The 20,831-nt window shown below is 33.9% G+C and carries 19 protein-coding genes; 10 read left to right on the forward strand and 9 right to left on the reverse strand.

Annotated features, from left to right (window positions below; genetic code table 11):
• Positions 1-34 precede the first annotated feature (34 nt).
• The 3 genes from AC1Q7L_RS20535 to AC1Q7L_RS20545 form a co-directional block, all read right to left on the reverse strand.
• Positions 35-961, reverse strand: coding sequence for a malate dehydrogenase (locus AC1Q7L_RS20535; RefSeq protein ID WP_123980017.1), 927 nt, complete (start codon positions 959-961; stop codon positions 35-37).
• 138 nt (positions 962-1,099) lie between these two features.
• A complete protein-coding gene (locus AC1Q7L_RS20540; RefSeq protein ID WP_492307475.1) occupies positions 1,100-1,651 on the reverse strand; it encodes a biliverdin-producing heme oxygenase in 552 nt (183 codons plus the stop codon).
• 26 nt (positions 1,652-1,677) lie between these two features.
• Positions 1,678-3,867, reverse strand: coding sequence for an ATP-binding protein (locus tag AC1Q7L_RS20545; protein ID WP_492307474.1), 2,190 nt, complete (start codon positions 3,865-3,867; stop codon positions 1,678-1,680).
• Between the two features lie 502 nt (positions 3,868-4,369).
• Here AC1Q7L_RS20545 and AC1Q7L_RS20550 point away from each other — a divergent pair.
• Positions 4,370-5,506, forward strand: coding sequence for a porin (locus AC1Q7L_RS20550; protein ID WP_492307473.1), 1,137 nt, complete (start codon positions 4,370-4,372; stop codon positions 5,504-5,506).
• 18 nt (positions 5,507-5,524) lie between these two features.
• Positions 5,525-6,955, forward strand: a complete 1,431-nt coding sequence (locus AC1Q7L_RS20555) for an anion permease (protein ID WP_492307472.1) — start codon at positions 5,525-5,527, stop codon at positions 6,953-6,955.
• Positions 6,956-7,085: 130 nt separating this feature from the next.
• Here AC1Q7L_RS20555 and AC1Q7L_RS20560 read toward each other — a convergent pair whose 3' ends face one another.
• Positions 7,086-8,048 carry a hypothetical protein gene (locus AC1Q7L_RS20560; RefSeq protein ID WP_492307471.1) on the reverse strand — a complete coding sequence of 321 codons (963 nt, stop codon included), beginning with the start codon at positions 8,046-8,048 and terminating at the stop codon, positions 7,086-7,088.
• A gap of 64 nt (positions 8,049-8,112) precedes the next feature.
• Positions 8,113-9,126: a nucleoid-associated protein gene (locus AC1Q7L_RS20565; protein ID WP_492307470.1), complete on the reverse strand. Its 1,014-nt coding sequence runs from the start codon at positions 9,124-9,126 to the stop codon at positions 8,113-8,115.
• A gap of 136 nt (positions 9,127-9,262) precedes the next feature.
• Here AC1Q7L_RS20565 and AC1Q7L_RS20570 point away from each other — a divergent pair, with 136 nt between their 5' ends.
• From AC1Q7L_RS20570 to AC1Q7L_RS20590, 5 genes are all read left to right on the forward strand, one after another.
• Complete coding sequence (locus AC1Q7L_RS20570) at positions 9,263-9,757, forward strand: phosphoglycerate mutase family protein (RefSeq protein WP_492307469.1); 495 nt, start codon at positions 9,263-9,265, stop codon at positions 9,755-9,757.
• 334 nt (positions 9,758-10,091) lie between these two features.
• Positions 10,092-10,253, forward strand: coding sequence for a hypothetical protein (locus AC1Q7L_RS20575; protein ID WP_228394297.1), 162 nt, complete (start codon positions 10,092-10,094; stop codon positions 10,251-10,253).
• Positions 10,254-10,257: 4 nt separating this feature from the next.
• Complete coding sequence (locus tag AC1Q7L_RS20580; RefSeq protein ID WP_492307468.1) at positions 10,258-10,614, forward strand: DUF7674 family protein; 357 nt, start codon at positions 10,258-10,260, stop codon at positions 10,612-10,614.
• A gap of 228 nt (positions 10,615-10,842) precedes the next feature.
• Complete coding sequence (locus AC1Q7L_RS20585) at positions 10,843-11,238, forward strand: DUF7674 family protein (protein ID WP_410692360.1); 396 nt, start codon at positions 10,843-10,845, stop codon at positions 11,236-11,238.
• A 56-nt stretch (positions 11,239-11,294) separates the two neighbouring features.
• Positions 11,295-11,855, forward strand: a complete 561-nt coding sequence (locus AC1Q7L_RS20590; protein ID WP_492307467.1) for a hypothetical protein — start codon at positions 11,295-11,297, stop codon at positions 11,853-11,855.
• A 73-nt stretch (positions 11,856-11,928) separates the two neighbouring features.
• On the opposite strand, the gene AC1Q7L_RS20595 is transcribed toward AC1Q7L_RS20590, so the two are convergent.
• Positions 11,929-12,447: a thioredoxin family protein gene (locus tag AC1Q7L_RS20595; RefSeq protein WP_492307466.1), complete on the reverse strand. Its 519-nt coding sequence runs from the start codon at positions 12,445-12,447 to the stop codon at positions 11,929-11,931.
• A gap of 122 nt (positions 12,448-12,569) precedes the next feature.
• Positions 12,570-13,109 (reverse strand): hypothetical protein, encoded by a 540-nt coding sequence (locus AC1Q7L_RS20600; RefSeq protein WP_492307465.1) that lies wholly within the window; start codon positions 13,107-13,109, stop codon positions 12,570-12,572.
• 139 nt (positions 13,110-13,248) lie between these two features.
• Here AC1Q7L_RS20600 and AC1Q7L_RS20605 point away from each other — a divergent pair, with 139 nt between their 5' ends.
• Entirely contained in the window at positions 13,249-14,139 is an 891-nt protein-coding gene (locus AC1Q7L_RS20605) for a winged helix-turn-helix domain-containing protein (RefSeq protein ID WP_492307464.1), read from the forward strand.
• A gap of 102 nt (positions 14,140-14,241) precedes the next feature.
• Here the strand turns inward: AC1Q7L_RS20605 and dnaK are convergent, their stop codons facing one another.
• Positions 14,242-16,134, reverse strand: a complete 1,893-nt coding sequence (gene dnaK, locus AC1Q7L_RS20610; RefSeq protein WP_492307463.1) for a molecular chaperone DnaK — start codon at positions 16,132-16,134, stop codon at positions 14,242-14,244.
• Positions 16,135-16,286: 152 nt separating this feature from the next.
• Positions 16,287-17,519, reverse strand: a complete 1,233-nt coding sequence (locus AC1Q7L_RS20615) for a M43 family zinc metalloprotease (protein WP_492307462.1) — start codon at positions 17,517-17,519, stop codon at positions 16,287-16,289.
• Between the two features lie 184 nt (positions 17,520-17,703).
• On the opposite strand from AC1Q7L_RS20615, the gene ppk1 reads away from it, so the two are divergent.
• Together ppk1 and AC1Q7L_RS20625 are read left to right on the forward strand one after the other, a co-directional pair.
• On the forward strand, positions 17,704-19,776 hold the full coding sequence (gene ppk1, locus AC1Q7L_RS20620) for a polyphosphate kinase 1 (RefSeq protein ID WP_410692353.1): 2,073 nt from the start codon (positions 17,704-17,706) through the stop codon (positions 19,774-19,776).
• A complete protein-coding gene (locus AC1Q7L_RS20625; protein ID WP_410692352.1) occupies positions 19,773-20,657 on the forward strand; it encodes a Ppx/GppA phosphatase family protein in 885 nt (294 codons plus the stop codon). Before ppk1 ends, AC1Q7L_RS20625 begins: the two co-directional genes overlap by 4 nt.
• Positions 20,658-20,831 lie beyond the last annotated feature (174 nt).

Genomic DNA, 20,831 nt, shown 5'->3' on the forward strand with positions numbered 1-20,831 from the left:
CACGATGCGGTTTCAATATATAAAGTCTAATCAATTAAAACTTCAAATCACCATTCACTTCTCTTACTGCATTAGCAGCTTCAGCGAATTTCAATTGCTCGTCAGCAGTCAATGTGATGTTAACGATTTTTTCTACACCGTTTTTCCCGATGATAGCAGGAACACCTAGGCAGATATCATTTTGACCGTATTCACCTTCAAGCATTAATGAACAAGGGATCATTTTCTTTTGGTCACATGCAATCGCCTGAACCATTACAGAAACAGCTGCACCTGGTGCATACCAAGCAGAAGTTCCTAATAATTTAGTAAGAGTTGCACCTCCAACTTTAGTTTCTTCAATTACATATTTTTGTTGTTCGTCGCTAAGGAATTCAGTTACAGGAACTCCATTTCTTGTAGCTTTGCTCAATAAAGGAAGCATTCCAGTATCACTGTGAGCAGCGATTACCATTCCGTTTACGTCAGAAATTGGAGCTTCTAAAGCTTCAGCCAATCTGTACTGGAATCTTGCAGAATCTAAAGCACCACCCATTCCGATGATCTTGTGCTTAGGAAGACCTGAAGTTTTGTGTACCAAATACGCCATAGTATCCATTGGGTTAGAAACCACGATGATGATAACTTCCGGAGAATGTTTTACTAAGTTTGCAGTTACATCTTTTACAATTCCTGCGTTGATACCGATCAATTCTTCTCTTGTCATTCCAGGTTTTCTAGGAATCCCTGAAGTGATAACCGCTACATGAGAACCTGCAGTTTTGCTGTAATCTCCTGTTGTTCCGGTAATTTTGGTATCGAATCCGTTAAGAGATGCGGTCTGCATCAAATCCATTGCTTTACCTTCCGCAAATCCTTCTTTAATGTCTACTAAAACTACTTCTGAACAGAAGTCTTTCATTGCGATGTATTCTGCACAACTCGCTCCTACAGCGCCTGCACCTACTACAGTTACTTTCATAATGTATACTTATTTAAATTTATTTGTTGTTTAGTTTCAATTTTTTGACTCCCAAATTTAACAATTCCTGAAAAATTGAGCAATCTTTCAGGAATTTATATTATCTACTAGGTAAATATTTATTGTTTTTGGAAGATCTTAGTTTACGTTCAGTAAAAACGTATATAGTTTTTTAGCGCCTGATAAAACTTCATTATAGTTCTCTTCAGTAACTTCTGTATCTAAAACTTCTTTGAAATTCTTCCACATTGGCCCTGTATTTTCCTGATAACATCCGAAGAAATTAAAAGTTACGTTATCAAAACCTTCTGTTTTAGAAAGCTGTTTTGCGATCACATTTCCACCCAAAGTAGAACCTTCAATCACATACATTGCTCCTAAAGCCTCATAATCGGTGCTGAATTCAAGATCATGAGAAGCATTTTGATTTTCCAATGATAAACTTTGAAGATCTTTCTCGATAAGAGGAAGTTTTTTTCTTTGATCCAATTGAAGTTTCTCAGAAAATTTATCGGAAAGATTGCTGAATATTTTGTCTTCAGAATGAAGCAACATCAAATAATTGGTATTGATGATTTTTTTATAATCTTCTAAAGTGAAAGTCTTGTTAAAAATTTTTTCAGAATTAAAAAGTTTCTCTGCTGCATCGTGATATTCTGCAGTGTTTTGTTTAAGATATTCAGATACCATAATAAGGTTTTAAAAGTTTCCCAAATTTAAGGTTTTTTGAACGTTAAAATGAAACTTGTACCATCTTTATTGCTTTCATAATCAACATTTCCTCCAATTCTGTTCATAATCCTGTGAACAATGGAAAGTCCTACTCCATTTCCTTTAAATTTTTTCGCGTTATCCATTCTATTGAAAATTTTAAACATCTTATGTTTATCCTCCTCAGGAATTCCGATTCCGTTATCTGATATTCTGTAAATAATGTTTTCGCCCTCTTCAAATCCTTCAATTTCAACCCTCGGCTGATCATTTTGTGAAGAATATTTCACCGCGTTATTAATGATATTTAAAAATACCTGATGCATCATCGTTTTATCTGCCAACACCTCAGGACAATCTTTAATAATGATTTCACTTTGCGGACTTTCGAAAGTGATTTTAGCATTATCGGATATCTTTTTAATGGTATTTGCCGGCTGAACTATTTCAAGCTCAATTTCGCTGTGTTTTGCACGGCTCAGTTGCAGAACATCATGCATCATTTCTGCCATTCCGTCGATTTCTTCGATGATGGAAGTCAGTTTATTTTTATTCTTATCTGTTTTTTCAAAATTAGAAAGAAGCATTTGAGCATTAAGCTTCATCACAGTCAAAGGTGTTCCCAAATCATGAGAAATCGTGTAAGAGAAACTGTCCAGCTCTTCATTCACTTTTCTTAATTGATTATTCAGTTCTTTGATTGCATTGTATTGCTTGTGAGACGTTTCCAAAATTACATCACGCACAGATTGTATCGCACTGAGGTTTCTAGAACTCCATCTTCTGGAATTTCCTTTAATATTTTCTGTAAAAGTCTGAAAAGAAGTTCTTGGAGAAATAATGTGTTTTTCTTCGCCGTTTTGCGAGAAAACACCTATTTGTTTTTCGGGATTTCCCGCCCAATTGATGTGTTCATCAAATTCTTTTCGGAACCAGATCAACATTTCATTTTTACTTCTTTCGATAAAATAAATGATTATTCCGGCTGCATTTTCATTCAAGCCTAATTCCTCACCATATTCTTTAAGAAAACTTCGATTTACATATAAACTTTCCTGCGTGTTTTCATGAGCCCAATTAATGATTTTTCCAATTAAAGAACGTTCAGGCGTTATGCCATCCGTTACAATATCTTCATCAGAAACGATGACCAAACCATCAGCTTCAGGCAGTTCTCTGATCTCTTCTTTATTTTCAATTAAGGAATCAAATAAGGTATTATGCTTTAAAAAATCTGATTTCAAATACGCCGATTTTTCATTCAGTCCAATACGATATTCAAGTTCTTTTTTAGATTTAAAAGATGAATAGGCATTCGAAGCCAAAGCCGTGAAAATTCCCGCCTGTACCCTATCTTCAAGGTCAATATGCTTCGCCTCTGAGTTTTGACATGTCACCAAACCCCAAAGTTTATCATCAATAATAATAGAAACACTGAAACTTGAAGATGCTCCCGAATTCTTGATATATTGCCCATGAATAGGCGACATACCGCGTGAACCTGTAAAAGTAAGATCAATAGTCTTATGAGTTTTACTGAGAAGAGGAACCGTTTCAGAATATACATTACTAAAAATTCTCTTTCTTTTTTTCATGTACAATTCCCTAGCCTGTCTCGGAATATCAGATTCCGGATAATGAAGACCTAAATAACTTTCTATATCTTTATTTCTGCGTTCTGCAATTACTTTTCCGGAACCGTCTGCCATGAATTTATATACCATCATTCGGTCATAATTCACGATTTTTGAAAGAGTGCTTAATAGCTGTTCCCAAATTTCCTGTGCATTATCGATGATATAAAAGTTATCATATTTATTCGAAATACGTTTATTCGGATTTGCTAAAACCTCTTCAAATTCAAGAAAAATATGATTTTTACTTCTAAAAACTGAAAAATGATACTCCGATACCCCAATAATGATTTTATCAAAATACGTTTCGTTTTCTCTTCTTGTGAATTTATGTAATGAATGATAAATATCAGAATCCATAATACTTTTAAAGCTTTCAGGAAAATCTGTAATCTTTTTGCCAAAAAGAAATTCAACATTCTCAATATTGAAAATGTTGGAAATATTCTGGCTAAAAAAAGTAATGGAATGAGATTCTACATCAATGCCAATCAGATACCCAAAACTTTGTATATACCCAGGAATATGAATGGGTTCTTCATGACAATCTACAAAATTCATATAATTCTTTAATCTATCAAATATAACGAATTTTTTAAAGCAATATTACGATGTGGTATCAAATGTTTAAAACGTTAAAGCATCGTTAATGCAGAGGATAACTTATGTAAAACACCTTTAAATCAGCACAAAAACATTTCCATTATTCATTTTTAAAAGGCCTTTTTACTAATAATATACTAAAAATAGAGCTAATAATTATTCTAAATTCACCATAACTGATTATTCACATGAATTTTGTATTATAGTTTGAAAGTTTTATGTTAATTAAACAAAATTTATTAAATTTATATCACCAAATCAAGAATACATTTAAAAATCATTGAATATTTAATCATAAATCAAGATTAATTTTCACTTAAATTAAAACATATTATATGAAAAACTTCCCCTTTATTTCCTCTCAAAAAGAGTTCTGATCAGTAAACTTCAGATTCTTAGCTTAAAAAAATAACACTACTCACTAAACACAAATTCTATGACTTTTTTTTCAACAAAAAAAATGAGTCTCCTGCTTTGTTTTATGCTGTTTTATTTTTCAGCAAATGCTCAGGTTCCGGACTCTCTGCACGCCAAACAAGAAACGGAAGACAATGTAAAATATCCTGTTCTTCAGATAAAAGGTCTGTTTCAGGCAAGATATCTGGTCGGAATGAAAAATGATGTGGACGTAAACGGACTTCATCACAGTGACGGCTCGGGAACCAACAATAATTTCATGGTGAAATACATGAGGGTTCAGGTTCGGGCGCAGATCAGCAAACGTACGGAAGTTGTCGCTTTGGCCAATTTAGCTGATTTCAAAAACGATCCCAAAAGCAGAGTTCTCGAAAACGCTTATTTAAAATATACTTTTAATCCGAAATTAGCCTTTACAGTCGGGCAATTCAGACCTTGGTTTGGTATTGAAGAAACCTATCCTATCGACATTATTAAATCACTTGACTGGTCAAATCAATACACCGAATTCGGAAAACTTGGCTGGACGAGCTTCCAAATCGGGCTTTCTGCTACTGGACAACTTGAATTAGGTAAAATCCCTTTCCAATACGCCATTTCTGTAGTGAATGGAAACGGGAAAAATCAAGTGAATGACAACGATGACGGGAAACAATATTCAAGTCGATTAGTTTTTGGTTTGGCTAAAAAATATAATTTAAATCTAGGCTTAAATGGAGGTATCGGTGAGGTTTTCGGAAAGAAAATTTATGCTGTTGGAGTTGATTTAAATTCATTAGTCAATTTTGATTCAAAATGGAGCTTGGATATGCAACTGGAAGCCAAACAGGGAACCAATCATCCGCTATATTTCGCCGTTGCACCGGAACTCAGACCCGACAACCCCGATGAATACTTGATTCGCGGAGCTTACTTTCTGCCGAATTTACGATATGAAATCAATCATAGAAATTTAAGTGCTTTCGAATTGTCTTGTCGTTATGAGTATTTGGACACGAATTTCAGATTAAATTCAAATCCAAGACAGACGATTACTCCAATGTTTGGGCTAGAATTTTTGAAAAACTATGGCGCCAGAATTCAGTTGGGCGTACAGTTCGACCGTTACAAACACAGCATTGCAAACACCTCACAATACAACAATAATCTATTCATTGTTCAGGTACAAAGTAGATTTTAATCATTAAAACTAACTATTATGAAAGAAATTAATATCAAAGCCATAGCAATCACGTTTGCTGTTGCCCTTATCATATGGTTTATTCCTGCTCCGGAAGGCGTTGCGGAAAATGCGTGGCATTTATTTGCCATTTTTGCAGCCACAATTTTAGGAATTATCTTAAAAGCAGCTCCAATGGGAACGATGTGTATGATGGCGATCGGATTTACAGCGCTTACTCAAGTTGTGGCTCCGGGAGATGCAGGAAAATCAATCACAAAAGCACTTTCAGGCTTCGGAGACAAAGTAATATGGCTAATTGGGATTTCATTCTTTATCGCGAGAGGATTTATTAAAACAGGCTTAGGAAACAGAATTGCCTTTTTATTCATCAGAATTTTCGGGAAAAGTTCTTTAGGACTGGCTTACGGATTAGGGTTGGCAGATGTTTGTTTGGCTCCTGCAATTCCGAGTAACACCGCAAGAGGTGGTGGAATTATTTATCCTATTATGAAATCAATGGCGATAAGTTTTGATTCCGTTCCTGAAAAACCTGAAACTCATAGAAAGCTCGGCTCATTTTTAACATTAAACAGTTATTACATGAATTTGATTTCATCTTCTATGTTCTTAACAGGAACGGCAAGTAACCCAATGTGTCAGAAATTCGCAGCCAATTTAGGAATCAATATTACCTGGATGTCTTGGGCTGCTGCTGGTTTCGTTCCAGGATTAGTTGCTTTTTTTGTAGTTCCATTAGTTTTATACAAACTATATCCACCTGAATTAAAGAAAACAGGTGACGCACCAAAAATGGCGGCTCAAAAATTAAAAGAGATGGGACCTATTTCTAAATATGAGTGGTTGATGTTGTTAGCATTCTTCATTTTATTAGGTCTTTGGATTTTCGGTGGAGCACTATCAATTGATGCAACAACAACAGCTTTCATTGGATTAACCTTACTTTTATTAACATCAGTTTTAACCTGGGAAGATGTAAAATCTGAAAAAGGCGCTTGGGATACCATCGTTTGGTTTGCCGTTCTGGTGATGATGGCGAGTTCACTCAACGAATTGGGATTCATTGGATGGTTTAGTGATTTAATTAAGGTTAAAATCGGACATATGACATGGACGGTTGCTTTCCCTGTAATTATTTTGGTGTATTTTTTCAGTCATTACATTTTCGCAAGTGCGACAGCTCACGTTGCAGCAATGTACGCAGCTTTGCTCGGAGTTGGCGTTGCAGTGGGAATTCCTCCAATGTTGTTAGCCATGATGCTTGGATTTTTAGGATCAATTTATGGTGTATTAACGCATTATGGACACGGTCCGGCTCCAGTATTCTTCGGAAGCGGATATGTCGATTTAAAAGCCTGGTGGCTTCGCGGATTAGAAATAGGAATTGTCCTGTTAATTATCTACATGGGAGTCGGCGGACTTTGGATGAAAGTGCTAGGATATTATTAAAAGCGGGAAGTTGGAAGCTTGAAGTTTATGAAAAATGAAGTTAAGAAGTTAATATGTGCTAATAAATCCTCCAGCTTCCAACTTCCATCTCCCAACCTTTAAAACTGCTATCGATTTTTCATATTTAAGTTTAATTCATCCTTGGAATTGTAATTTTCGAAGGATTATTTTCATCATACATAATCTCGATTTTGCCTTGTCTGGGAACAGAAGCTAAATCCAGAAGATTGACTATTTTTTTGAAAACCGTAATATGTTCTTTACCCTTAAAATCTTTAAAACTCACCTGAAGCATAATCTGAGGTTGATCATTTACCGTTAAACCCGTTTGACTTACACTGATAATTTCGGCTTCAGTATTTCTTCCGGCAAAAAGAATGCGCTCTTCTTTTGTTTTCTTAAAAAACTTTCCTACGATCATTTGATACACCAAAATGGTTAGCAAAAACATCACTCCACTGAAAATAATCGGATGCATGAAAGTCAGAAACCGCCAGCCAAAACCAAAGGATTCTGTGGTGTAGAAATAGTAATACAGTCCAATAACATAAACGATCATAAAAACGACAAACAAAATTCTCAAAATCATCCCGACAGGATTAAATTTAGTCTGTTGTCCACTCAAAATAAAATAAGGTTCTTCGGATATATTAGGATTCAGTAAAACTTTAACTGTTTTACCTGCATCAAATCTTTTTTCCTGAGGTTTAATATCATGAAAAAGTAGCTCATGTTCAATCAAAACATTCCTCAAATTTTGGAAAGAAAGTTTGATCTGGATGGCATTGATATTCGATTTAGCATTATATTTTATCAATTGATAATCAATAATTTTCGCTTCTCTCGGTGTTCCGTTTTTGAGAATATTATTGATCGTATTTTTAGCTTTAAAAGTTTTTACGAAAAGATTATTGATGAAAAATATAATCACGTACAACCATACTAAAACAGAAAAACCAAGATAAATATAGCTGACAATCAGCGAATTTCTTGGTTCTAAAAGCGTTTCCGAAGTTGCCATATAAATGATAATCGGAAACGGTATGCAGAAAAACAACATATAAAGCGCCCAGAAAATGATCATGAACTTCATAACGAATATTTTGTGATTGGTTATAAAGTTATCATTTTATTAATTAACCGGGCAATTTTATAGTTTAAACTTCTTTATCGAAATATAACATATAATATTTCCCTTTTTCATCTTCTCCTGTAGCCAATTTCTGACGATCTCCGTGGATGTAAATGTGGAAATTTTTATCTAATTTAATGATGCTCTTGAAATGTCTCTGCGTCTTTTTAACAGCTGCTTCACTGATCGGGAATTCTTCTGCAATATTGATTTGCATATCCTGTTCGTAATCTGTTTTAAAATTATTGAAACTTTCGATCACATGCTCATCTCCTAAAACTTCAGCAGCAAATTCGTCTAACTTAAATTCTTCTTTTTCTTTAAAGAAATTGATTGATTTATTTAAGAAATCTGCCTGATCTGCTTTAGAAACTTCAAACTCCTGAGGAAGTTGTTTTGTGATATAATCTTTATACACCATCAAAGCTTCTTGTGTATGAAAATATTCGTCATCACGCTGTTTTACCTTTAAGAAATCCTCAAACCAGTAATACATATCTCCGTTTTTGTTATTGTCAACTACAGAAAGTACATATCCGGTTTCTTTGTGATTATTGTAAATCAACGCTGCTTTATCGATTTTTGACAAACCAATTCCTAAGTCTTTTTCAATTTCAAAACTTTCGCCTTGAGGTGCTATTTTTAAGAATGGTTCTCTTTTTTCAGTTTTAAAAATTCCGATTTTATCTACTTTTTCATCACCTTCTCTATCATCTTCAAAATAAACGATAAACAATTCACCACCCATAACTCTTGGATTTTCGGCAACTTCAAAAAGATGCTTCGCAATATTTTCGGCTTCCCAAAGAAACTTGGCTTTATCATCAAAAATTTCAGATACAGAACTGAAAACAGGATTATTCACCAAATAAGTATCACTGTAAAAATTGAATGTTTCCTCAGATTTGAAAGACCCTAAAAAGTAATCTTCAAGCGATTCTGCCATTCCTTCTTCCAACTGCAATTCTTCCTGAGAAAGTATTAAAGACTCTCCGTTGATTTTATTTCCTACTCTATGTACTACTATTTTTGAAAACATTTTTTTTGATCTTTTTTGAAGGCACAAATATAGTTTTAAACTTCAAAGGCAACAAGAAACAAATAAATCTATTTTGAGGTTTGGATAAAATTATAGTATTTTAGTTTTGAATCAAAATCCATAAAAAACAACTTCGATGAAAAATTTATTATCAACATTTTTATTAATCTTTTCCTTTACCTGTCTGTATTCGCAGTCCACCAATATTTATATCGTAAGACATGCGGAAAAAGATATTTCTGATGCAAACAACAAAAATCCCAACCTCAGCGAAATTGGAAAACAAAGAGCAAAAAAATTATTTACAGAATTAAAGAAAGTAAAATTCTCGGCTGTCTATTCCACTCCTTTTAACAGAACTCAGCAAACTTTGCAGCCCATCGCAGAGTTTAACAAAATTGAAATCACCAATTATAATCCTTCTGATAATAAAAAACTTATTGACGAAATTCTCAGTAAATATTCCGGTAAAAATATAATTATTGCAGGACATTCTAATACAATTCTCAATATTTTGGAAGCTTTTGGAGCTAAAAAGCCTTTTGAAACTGTTTCTGAGGAGGATTATTCTAACCTTTTCCACATCATTATTAAAAAACATATAGTGAAGCTTAAATCATCGAAATATTGATTTAATAATATTTTTTTAACGCAAAGAGCGCAAAGTTTTTTTTGACTACTAAATGTTTTTAAGTTCGCAAAGGCGTTCTACTCAGCGAAGTTCTAAAAGATTTTGAAATTAATCCTGCTTAAGCTAATTAAAAATTTAACCAATCTAAATCTTCAAGAAAACCTTGAGGATTTTTTTCATTTCTTTTCATTCTGATAAAAACCTTATCATTTTGACAGGCTTTTTTACTTTAAAATTTTAATTAAAATTAAATAACAAATTGATTTTAAACTAATTAAATAAAATAAATATTAAAAGGAATGTAATTTGGCATCTACTCTTCAAAACATATAAAATGGACTTAAAGACATTAAACAGATTGGACACATTAAGAAGATTAAAAAGCAAAGGCCCGAAAACTCCAAAGTGGTTAAAGCCTTATCATGTTATATTGATCGCTTTGTTGGTCGTCTTTATTTCCGGTGTTTTCATTAAAATTTTAGATCAAAATCAATAGTAATATGAATTATTTACAAGCTGCTGAGGAAATTACAGATGTGGTTCCCGACATTCAAAATGAATTGGAAAACAATAAAAGTCAGAATTCTTACAGTGTTATCCAGACTTTTACGGATCGTATTAAAAACATGATCCGTCAAAACGACAGAAATCTTTTATTTAAGAGCTTACAAAAGATGGATGAGATCTATAAAAACGGCGATGTAAAGCTGAAAAATGCAGTAGAAAGTACATTTATTTATTCTCTGGACAATTTTACCACATTTTGCAACGACGAATACAGAAAAGCCATTTTTACTCATATTTCTCAGGATTTGCAGAAAATTTATTCAAAACAAATTTACAAACATGGAATGTAAAATTTTCATTACATATTTCACCCATTTTATTACAAAAAAGTTAAAATTATGAAGACAAAAATCAGAAAAGAATTCGACTGGAAACAATGGAAAAAGTCCAATTCTAGGCATAATATGGAAATATTGGCAACTCATATTGCTATCATAATTGGCGTATTTGTTTTTGCTGCCTGCTTATAAGTTTGGTACGGTTTTCGCGGCAATAGAAGTATTCGAAAAATATTAATTATGATGAATGTGCAAATGCAAACTATTAACCAAAAAATGGCTGTAGAGTATTTAAAATTTTTCTATCCACCAATCAGAAGTGAGATCACTCAATTATCAAAACAAAATAATTTCGCCGGGGTTATGCAGGCGACTATCAATTATCTGAAAGATCTTTTATTAGAGTCTAAGATTAATATCATTGGACATCATATTAAGCTGATGGAATTCATTTACGAAAAAGGAAATTCTTATGTAAAAGATATGATTGAAAACCTTTTTGTAAGATCTTTTGAAAGCTTTAAAAAGCACACAAAAATCCAATATTGGAACGATCTTTACAATTATATGCCTGTAAAATTTCAGGAAATATATGTAGAACAACAAAAGAAAGACGAAATATTCTTTGGTAAATAAAAATTAGATTAAGCTCCCTGAACGTTTTGTTTGGGGAGTTTTTTTATATTTATGGCATGAAAATAAAAATTGCTTTTCTTCTCATCTTTCAGCTATATTTCATAAATGCTCAGATCTCTCAAAAAGTAAAAGCATTAGCAAAACCTTTAGATACAATCAACTATGCAGAATCTTCACATGTAGGAATTGATGGTGAGTCAAGTATTATTTATGGTTATTTCAAAGAAATATCTAAAGCAGCCAAGAATGATGAGCTCTATTTCTTTGCTAAAAATGGCAGTAATTCTTTAAGATTATATTCAAGCCAAGAACTTCTTAAAAGAAATGATAAAAGGTTTTTGGAAATTTATAAATTCTATTCTGATAATCCACTTATTATGAAATACAAAATGGGTTGTGTAGGTAATAAGGAAAATATTTCAACTTACTTGAAAAATGAAATCTATATGGCAACCGAAATTGTTTCGATGAGAGACACTTCATTAAAAATGAAAAAGGATAAGTTTATTCAAGTTCAATTGGAAAGTATTAAAGAACAAGGTTACGATAAACTCACTCAAAAAAACTTAGAATTTTATTTAAAAGAAACAGATAAAATTGATAAAAGTAGCAATTAGGATCATCCTATTTATAATAAAAAATGCCTCTAAAAATTTACACTTTTAGAGGCATTTCAATTTTTAGAATTTATTATTGAGCTTTTTTCACAAACACACTTTGAATTGTCTGAAGTTCTTCTTTATTCAATTTAGAAGATTTTTCCAATTTAGCTAAAAAGGAATTAACCTCTTCTGGTGTTGCCGGTGAACCTAAATTATCACCTTTTTCATCAAAAGAATCTGCCAATACTTTTCCTTTCGGATCCAGTACAAGCCAAAAAGGAAGTCCAGCATTTTCACCTTTATATTTGTTCATTATTTCCTGTCCGCCAGGATTTTCAAGGCTTTTCTTTTCTCCTCTTTCCTGAACGTCAAGATATGCAGTTACAAAATTTTTATCGAATAAAGGTTTTGTTTCAGGAAGATTCATATTTTTCTCCATCATTTTGCACCACTTACACCACGATGCATGGAAAACCAAAAGAACATTTTTATTCTTAGCTTTTGCTTCTTTAAGAGCTTTGTTTAATACAACATCTGCTTTTTCCTGAGCAAAATTTAACTGAAATAACAATAAACCAACAATTAAAATTATTTTATTACACTTCATCTGAACTTTATTTTTAGATTATAACTATACGAATTTAGGTATTTTTCCTTTAACTCCGGATACAAAAAAATCCCCTCGCTTACGCTCGGGGATTTTATATTTATAGACATTTCATCATTTATTTAGCATCCGTCTTTGCGAGGGATACGTTGAAAAATTACTTTATTATCCCGTTCTACATATCCGACTGGTATTATTGGATATGCATACTTAGGTGCGTGCATTAGGCTATGGCTTTTTATAATTATTTTGTCGTTAACTTTTAAGCTATGCAATTGCTCAAGTTGAGACTTTTCCGGCTGAAATATTACAATATAATCGGCATCATTAATCCTGACCATCACTCCGAAACCTAATCTTGAGCCTGGCGGAAGAGAAAGAGAGGTTACAACTCCCTCCATATTGGTATAACCTTTAATGTTCTTCCATATTTTAGCTTCAGCGTCCTGCACCTTTTTACCTGCGGGAGACACTTCCCATTTTTTATACATTATACCGGCAGGGGTAGCCTCCCATTTTTTCTTTTCGGCTTTAATTTCAGCAGCAGAGAGGGTCTTTGGGGTTGGCTTTTTAGAAGTTTCATTTTTAATTTCATAATTAGCAAATACCAGTCCGCTTACCACAATGAGTAGTAAGATCAGCACATAAACGATTTTTTTCATGTTTCTTGTAGATTTAATTAATAACATTGTTTTATAATCCTTTTAAAGTTTATGCATCAAAATTACTCTACTATTTTTCTGCTTATGAGCTTAAAATTGTAAATAAAAATGTAAACTTTGTAAATAATAACTTGACAATATGTTTAATAGCAGAAATCTTCTTTCAGGAAAACGCAAATACCTGTTCGGATTCATACTTCTCTCATTTATCTGTGTAATCTATGCAGCTTTCAGCAGTGAGGATAGTGACAACTTTGACTTTGCCAGAAGAGAAGTTTTGCTCCGTAAAATCGGACATGAAATACTTCTACAGTCGGGTGATCGTACATCAAGAGTGCTCCCTGTGAAAAAAATTGCAAAAAACGAATATCTGATCAGCTTTGAGAATAAAATTACTTTTCAACCAGACTCTTTAGTGAATACTACTCAACGTTTGTTAGCCAAAGACCCGTTCGCAAGTGATTATGTTGTTAATGTACTTAACTGTGCCAACTCCAGTGTAGCTTATGGATACGCTATATCTAAAAATAAACAAGATGATATTGTATCCTGTAGAGGAAGAAAGCAGCCCGTCGCCTGTTATATGATCAACATTAAATTCAAACCTACAGGAATAAATACAGTAAAAAATGGATATCTTCTCGGCGGCCTGTCATTTTTAGCATTTGTTAGTTTTATTTTTTTCAGATCTCTTAAGCCTCGGAAAACTTTAACTGAAAGTCAGCATACAGATATGTTAACTTTGGGCTCAGTATTATTCGATACAAAGAATCGTAAGCTAATAAAAAATGAAAATACAATAGAATTGACCGGAACCGAAACGCGTCTGTTACTCATTTTCGCATTATCTCCTAACGAAACTATAGAGAGAACCAGATTACAAAAAGAGATATGGGAGGACGAAGGTGTTATTGTAGGGCGTAGTCTGGATATGTTCATATCAAAACTTAGAAAAAAACTGGAATTTGATCCGAATATCAAAATTGTTGTTATACGCGGAAAAGGATATAAGCTTGAAATTAGCGCTTAGAAATACAAGGAATATTTATTTAAGTATTTTACTTTAATTACAAATACAAAAAATCCCCTCGCTTTCGCTCGGGGATTTTATATTCAATCAGTCTGTGACTGCTTATTTTACTTCTTCGAAGTCTGCATCTTGTACATCTTCTGCACCGTTTGCATTACCTCCAGGGTTTTGAGCTCCTGCTCCTTCTGCCTGTTGTCCTGCTGCATACATTTCTTCTGAAGCTGCCATCCAAGCTGCATCTAAAACTTCAGTTTTAGCTTTCACATCATCACCGTTTTTAGCTTCGAAAGCTGTTTTCAATTCTGCGTGAGCTGCTTCGATTGCTGCTTTTTTGTCAGCTGATAATTTATCACCAAACTCTTTCAATTGCTTTTCAGTCTGGAAGATCAATCCGTCAGCTTTGTTGAAGATTTCAACTTCTTCTTTTCTCTTCGCATCAGATGCAGAGTTTTCCTGAGCTTCTTTTTTCATTCTTTCGATTTCTTCGTCAGAAAGACCTGAAGATGCTTGGATTTTGATAGACTGCTCTTTACCTGTACCTTTATCTTTAGCAGAAACGCTAAGGATACCATTTGCATCAATATCGAAAGTTACTTCGATCTGAGGAACTCCTCTTTGTGCTGGTGGAATGTCAGTAAGATCAAATCTACCGATCTCTTTGTTATCGTTGAACATTGGTCTTTCACCTTGTCCTACTCTGATGCTTACAGCCGGCTGGTTGTCAGAAGCTGTAGAGAATACTTCAGATTTTTTAGTTGGGATCGTAGTGTTTGATTCAATTAATTTAGTGAATACAGAACCCATTGTTTCGATACCTAAAGAAAGTGGAGTAACGTCAAGAAGCAATACATCTGTTACGTCTCCTGTAAGAACTCCTCCTTGGATTGCAGCACCAATTGCTACTACTTCGTCAGGGTTTACTCCTTTAGATGGTTTTTTACCGAAGAATTTTTCAACTTCTTCCTGAATGATAGGGATTCTTGTAGAACCTCCAACCAAGATCACCTCATCGATATCAGAGATAGAAAGACCTGCATCAGAAAGCGCTTTTTTACAAGGCTCCATAGATCTTCTTACTAAGTCTGCAGCTAACTGCTCGAATTTAGCTTTAGTTAAAGTCTTCACTAAGTGTTTAGGACCTGTAGCTGTAGCCGTGATATATGGTAAGTTGATTTCAGTTTGTGGAGAAGAAGATAATTCAATTTTTGCTTTTTCAGCAGCTTCTTTTAATCTCTGTAGTGCGATTGCATCAGATTTTAATTCTACTCCTTCTTCAGCTTTGAACTCGTCTGCCATCCAGTTGATAATTACATCATCAAAGTCATCACCTCCTAAGTGTGTATCACCGTTTGTAGACAATACTTCGAAAACTCCGTCTCCTAAATCTAGGATAGAAACGTCGAAAGTACCACCTCCAAGGTCATAAACAGCGATCTTCTGATCTTTGTGAGCTTTATCCATACCGTAAGCCAATGCAGCTGCAGTTGGTTCGTTGATAATTCTTTCTACTGTAAGACCAGCGATTTCTCCTGCTTCTTTAGTAGCCTGTCTTTGCGCATCATTAAAGTAAGCCGGAACAGTAATTACCGCTCTTGTTACTTCTTGTCCAAGATAATCTTCAGCAGTTTTCTTCATTTTCTGAAGCGTCATTGCAGAAATTTCCTGTGGAGTATATTCTCTATCGTCAATTTTAACTTTTACAGTGTCATTCGGACCTTTTACAACTTCGTAAGGTACTCTTGAAATTTCACTTGCATCATCTTTAAAATGAGTTCCAATAAATCTTTTGATAGAATATACTGTCTTTTTTGGATTCGTTACAGCCTGTCTTTTTGCAGGATCTCCTACTTTTCTTTCACCATCTTCTGTAAATGCTACAATAGAAGGAGTCGTTCTTTTACCTTCTGCATTAGGAATAACAACAGCATCTTTACCTTCCATTACTGCAACGCAAGAGTTGGTTGTTCCTAAGTCAATTCCAATTATTTTACTCATAATATTTATATTTTTTCTAATTTTAATTATTAATTACAATCTCTATTTCTCAATATCTGTACCATATAGTTTTTTGTGACAAATTGACATATTAAAAAATTAAACCCCGAAATAATCGAGGTTTTAATATAAATAATTGGAAATTTTTTCACTTATTTCTTAATAAATTTCAGAGACTTAACGAACTGTTTGTCACTATAGGTTCTTACATAATAAATTCCGGATGCAAAATCTTTGATATCAATTTTGTCAGTTTCATTTTTAATAAAAGCTTTTTTCACTAATCTTCCTTCTGAATTAAATATCTCTACTTCATTAATTTTAACCATAGGTGAAGCTATAGAAATGTATTCTGTTGTCGGACTGGGAAAAATATTGATTGAAGTAGCTTTTTCACTTTCACTTGTACCTAAAACAGCAGAAGAACATCCATTGGCATTGAGTAAACTGGCACGCGGGCCTGCCATTGTATTACTTGTAATTGTTTTCTGATCATTACTAAACATAGCCATTGCGGCATCATCTACATAATCCATAAAATTCATAAACATAGCGCCATTTGCAGAGGGTGTGCATGTTAATTGATTATCTGGAAATGTAGGTGAATCATAATACGGACCGTCGGTAGCAGGAGTATCTGCACAAAAATCATCATTATCAGGAGTTCCACAAGCACTTCCGTTAAGTCCCCAAATATGTTCCAATCCAAAATAATGTCCGATTTCGTGAGTCGCTGTTCTTCCTTTATTAAAAGGCAAGGAAACCGTTCCAGTTGTTCCAAAAAATTGATATCCAATAGCAAGACCATCAAGTTCAGATCCTGCAGCATCCGGCAAATATGCCCAACCCAAATATCCGGGAGGTAAATCACCTATCCAGATATTTAAATATTTCGTAGGATCCCAGGCCAAAGCTCCTGAAGCATCATAATAATATCCTTCAAAATCAAAATTTGAAGCTACAGATTTCCTTTCAATACCGGTTGTTGGGTTTCCGTTGGGGTCTTTTGTTGCCATACAGAAAGCCAATTCCAGATCTGCAGCCATTGGTTTGAATGCATTCGGAACTACGGTATTAAAGTCTGAGTTCATCTTTCTGAAATCATTATTTAAAACTGCAATTTGAGATGCAATTTGAGCGTCAGAAATATTCTGCGTCGCATTCTTATATAATACATGCACAACCACAGGAATAGTAATGACAGTTTGAGGAGATTTCGCCGTATTATTTTTCTTAATAAGAAAGTTACGAAGATCTGCTTTTCTTTCTAAAGCCTGAGGATTTTTTTGAAAAAACTCTTTCATTTTCTGATCTGTTGCACATCCTCTCTGTGCATACATATTAGTCATAAATAAACCGATGATTAATAATAAATACTTTTTCATAAATAATTTTTTGTGGTTATAATTTATCTTTATAACTATAGTCGGAATCGTTTCAGAATCCTTACAGAAAATTATCTTTTCTTTTGTTCTTTATTTAAAACATTAAAAATTAATCAAAGTTTAACCTAGAAAAATAGTTGAAAAGCATATGAATTATTATTTTTGATAAATTATAAACTAGAGAATGTCATTACACTTTAATCCGAGAGATATCACATGGCTTGCCTTCAACGAAAGAGTTTTGCAGGAAGCAATGGACGAAAATGTACCTTTACATCTGAGAATCCGCTTTCTTGGGATTTTTTCCAATAATTTAGATGAATTTTTCAGAGTGCGGGTTGCCGGATTAAAGCGCGCCATGGATTTTAAGGAAAAAGTAATCGCTGAATCTTTTTATCAGCCACCTTCCAAGATCCTTCAAAATATTAATGAAATTGTTATTAAACATCAGCAGAATTTCGATAAGACCTGGAAAAAAATTCAGACCGAAATGGCGGATCAAAAGGTTTTCATTAAAAATTCAAAAAATCTAACGGCCAGACAAAAAGAGTTTGTAAGAACATATTTCGATGAAGTTGTGGAAGCTAATGTTATTCCTATTTTACTTCACGAAAACACGCCAATGCCTTATATGAGGGATAAAAGTCTTTATTTGGGTGTTGCGATGAGAAAAAAAGACTGGCAATATTCAAGTAATTATGCGATTATTGAAATTCCGTCGCGTTTTGTAGGAAGATTTGTGTTGCTTCCAACAGAAGATCCGGAAGAAAAAAATGTAATGTTGCTGGAAGATGTCATTACATTCAATTTACCGCATATTTTCTCTTATTTCGGATATGACGAATTTGCTGCAAATGCCTTCAAAGTAACAAAAGATGCCGAAATGGATCTTGATAACGATATCAGAACCAATTTCGCAGAAAAAATAGAAAAAGGAATTAAAAACAGAAGAAAAGGGAAACCGACAAGATTTGTTTTCGATAAAGATATGGATAAAGCTTTGCTGGAATTGCTTATCCGCAAACTGAATTTAACCAAGAAAGACAGCATCATTCCGGGAGGAAAAATTCATAATTTCAAGCATTTCATGGATTTCCCTGATGTTTTTGAATCTTATGCAAGACCTGCGGAAAGAACTTCTTTTGAACATCAAGCTTTTGAACATGGCGAAAGAGTAACGGACGTTATTCTTGCAAAAGATGTACTTCTTACCTTCCCTTACCATAAATATACTCCTGTAATTGATCTTCTTCGTGAGGCCGCAATGGATCCTGATGTAAAATCAATTCAAATCACGGCGTACCGTTTGGCGAGCAGTTCAAAAATCATTAATGCTTTGATTTATGCTGCAAGAAACGGTAAAGATGTTACCGTAATGCTTGAACTTCAGGCAAGATTCGACGAAGAATCTAACTTAAAATGGAAAGAAATGCTGGAACCAGAAGGAATCACTGTTTTAGTGGGAATTCCTGACAAAAAAGTTCACGCCAAGCTTTGTATCATTAAGAAAAGAGCGCAAAATAAAACCCTTCAATACGGTTTTGTAAGCACAGGGAACTTTAACGAAAAAACGGCAAGAATTTACGGAGATCATTTATTAATGACTTCAGATCGTCATGTGATGGCAGATATTAATAAAATTTTCAACGTATTAAAGAAACCGAAAGAAGATTATTTACCTGTTTTAAAGACTTGTAAAAATTTATTGGTCTGTCCACAGTTTATGCGTGAAAAGATCGTTCATCACATCGACAAAGAAATCGAGGAAGCAAAAGCAGGAAGAAGAGCCGAAATGATCATTAAAGCCAATTCGGTGAGCGACCGTGCTTTAATTACAAAACTATACGAGGCTTCTATTGCCGGTGTTGTCATAAAAATCATTGTAAGAGGTATTTATTGTGCTGTAAATCAGAAAGATTTCAAAGAAAAAATAAAAGCCATCAGTATTGTGGATGAATATCTGGAACACGCCAGAGTAATGTATTTCTACAATAAAGGTGCGGAAGATATGTATATTTCCTCAGCAGACTGGATGACCAGAAACCTTGACTACAGAATTGAAGCCGCAGCCAAGATCACCGACAAAGATCTGAAGAAAGAATTAAAAGAAATTCTGGACATTCAGTTGAGAGATAACGTAAAAGCTCGTATTTTAGACAAAAAATTGAGCAACGAATACATCAGCAATGGAAAAGAAGAATGCCGTTCTCAGATAGAGACTTATAAATATTTAAAAGCTAAAACAAGCAAAAAATGAAGATCGCAGCTATAGACATTGGTAGTAACGCAGCCCGACTTTTAATTAATGAAGTAAAAATCAACAACAATAAGCCTGAATTCATCAAGCTTAATCTTCTGAGAATTCCTCTGAGATTAGGAATGGATGTTTTTACATTGGGAAAGATCGGTGAAGAAAGAGAAAAAATGGTAATCGATTCCATGAAAATTTTCAGTGACTTAATGAAAATCTACAAAGTTGAACATTACAGAGCTTGTGCAACGAGCGCAATGCGTGATGCAACCAACGGTCAGGAAATCATTAAACACGTAAAAAAAGCTTCCGGAATTGAAATCGAGATCATTTCAGGAGACGAAGAAGCAACCCTGATTTATGAAAACCATGTTGCAGAAGGCTTAGACAAAGAATTCGCCTATCTATATATTGACGTTGGTGGTGGTTCTACCGAGCTTACCTTTTACGAAAACGGTAAAATGGTCTATGAAAAATCTTTCAACATCGGAACGATCCGTTTACTGAACAATCTTGTGACTTTCGATAATTGGAAGGAGATGAAAGAAGAGATCAACAATAATATTTCAAGCAAAAAACCTATTGTTGCCATCGGTTCGGGCGGAAACATCAACAAAGTTTTCTCTATGAGCAAAACCAAAGACGGAAAAGCGATGACTCTTTCTCATCTTAAAAAGGTGTACAAAGAGTTTAATGAACTTTCTGTGGAAGAAAGAATGACAAAACACAACCTCAGAGAAGACAGAGCCGATGTTGTGGCGCATGCTTTGAAGATTTTCAATAATGTTATGACATGGTCTGATATCAATAGAATTTTTGTTCCGAAAATCTCTGTTGCAGATGGACTTATTCATAATATTTACAGTCAGTTGCACGATAAAAAGTAATTGTAAGTTTACAATATAATAGTAAAACCAGTCATTTTTGGCTGGTTTTTTTATTGCGAATATGCTAGAGTTATCATTATTCATTACCAATTACTCATTACTTATATTCTTGGGAGCTATTTCCCGCTCTCCGCACTCGCTATTTTGTAGGTTTCGGGGGGGGGGGGGGGGGGG

Source organism: Chryseobacterium sp. GW823-FHT05E08 (genome assembly GCF_058795655.1).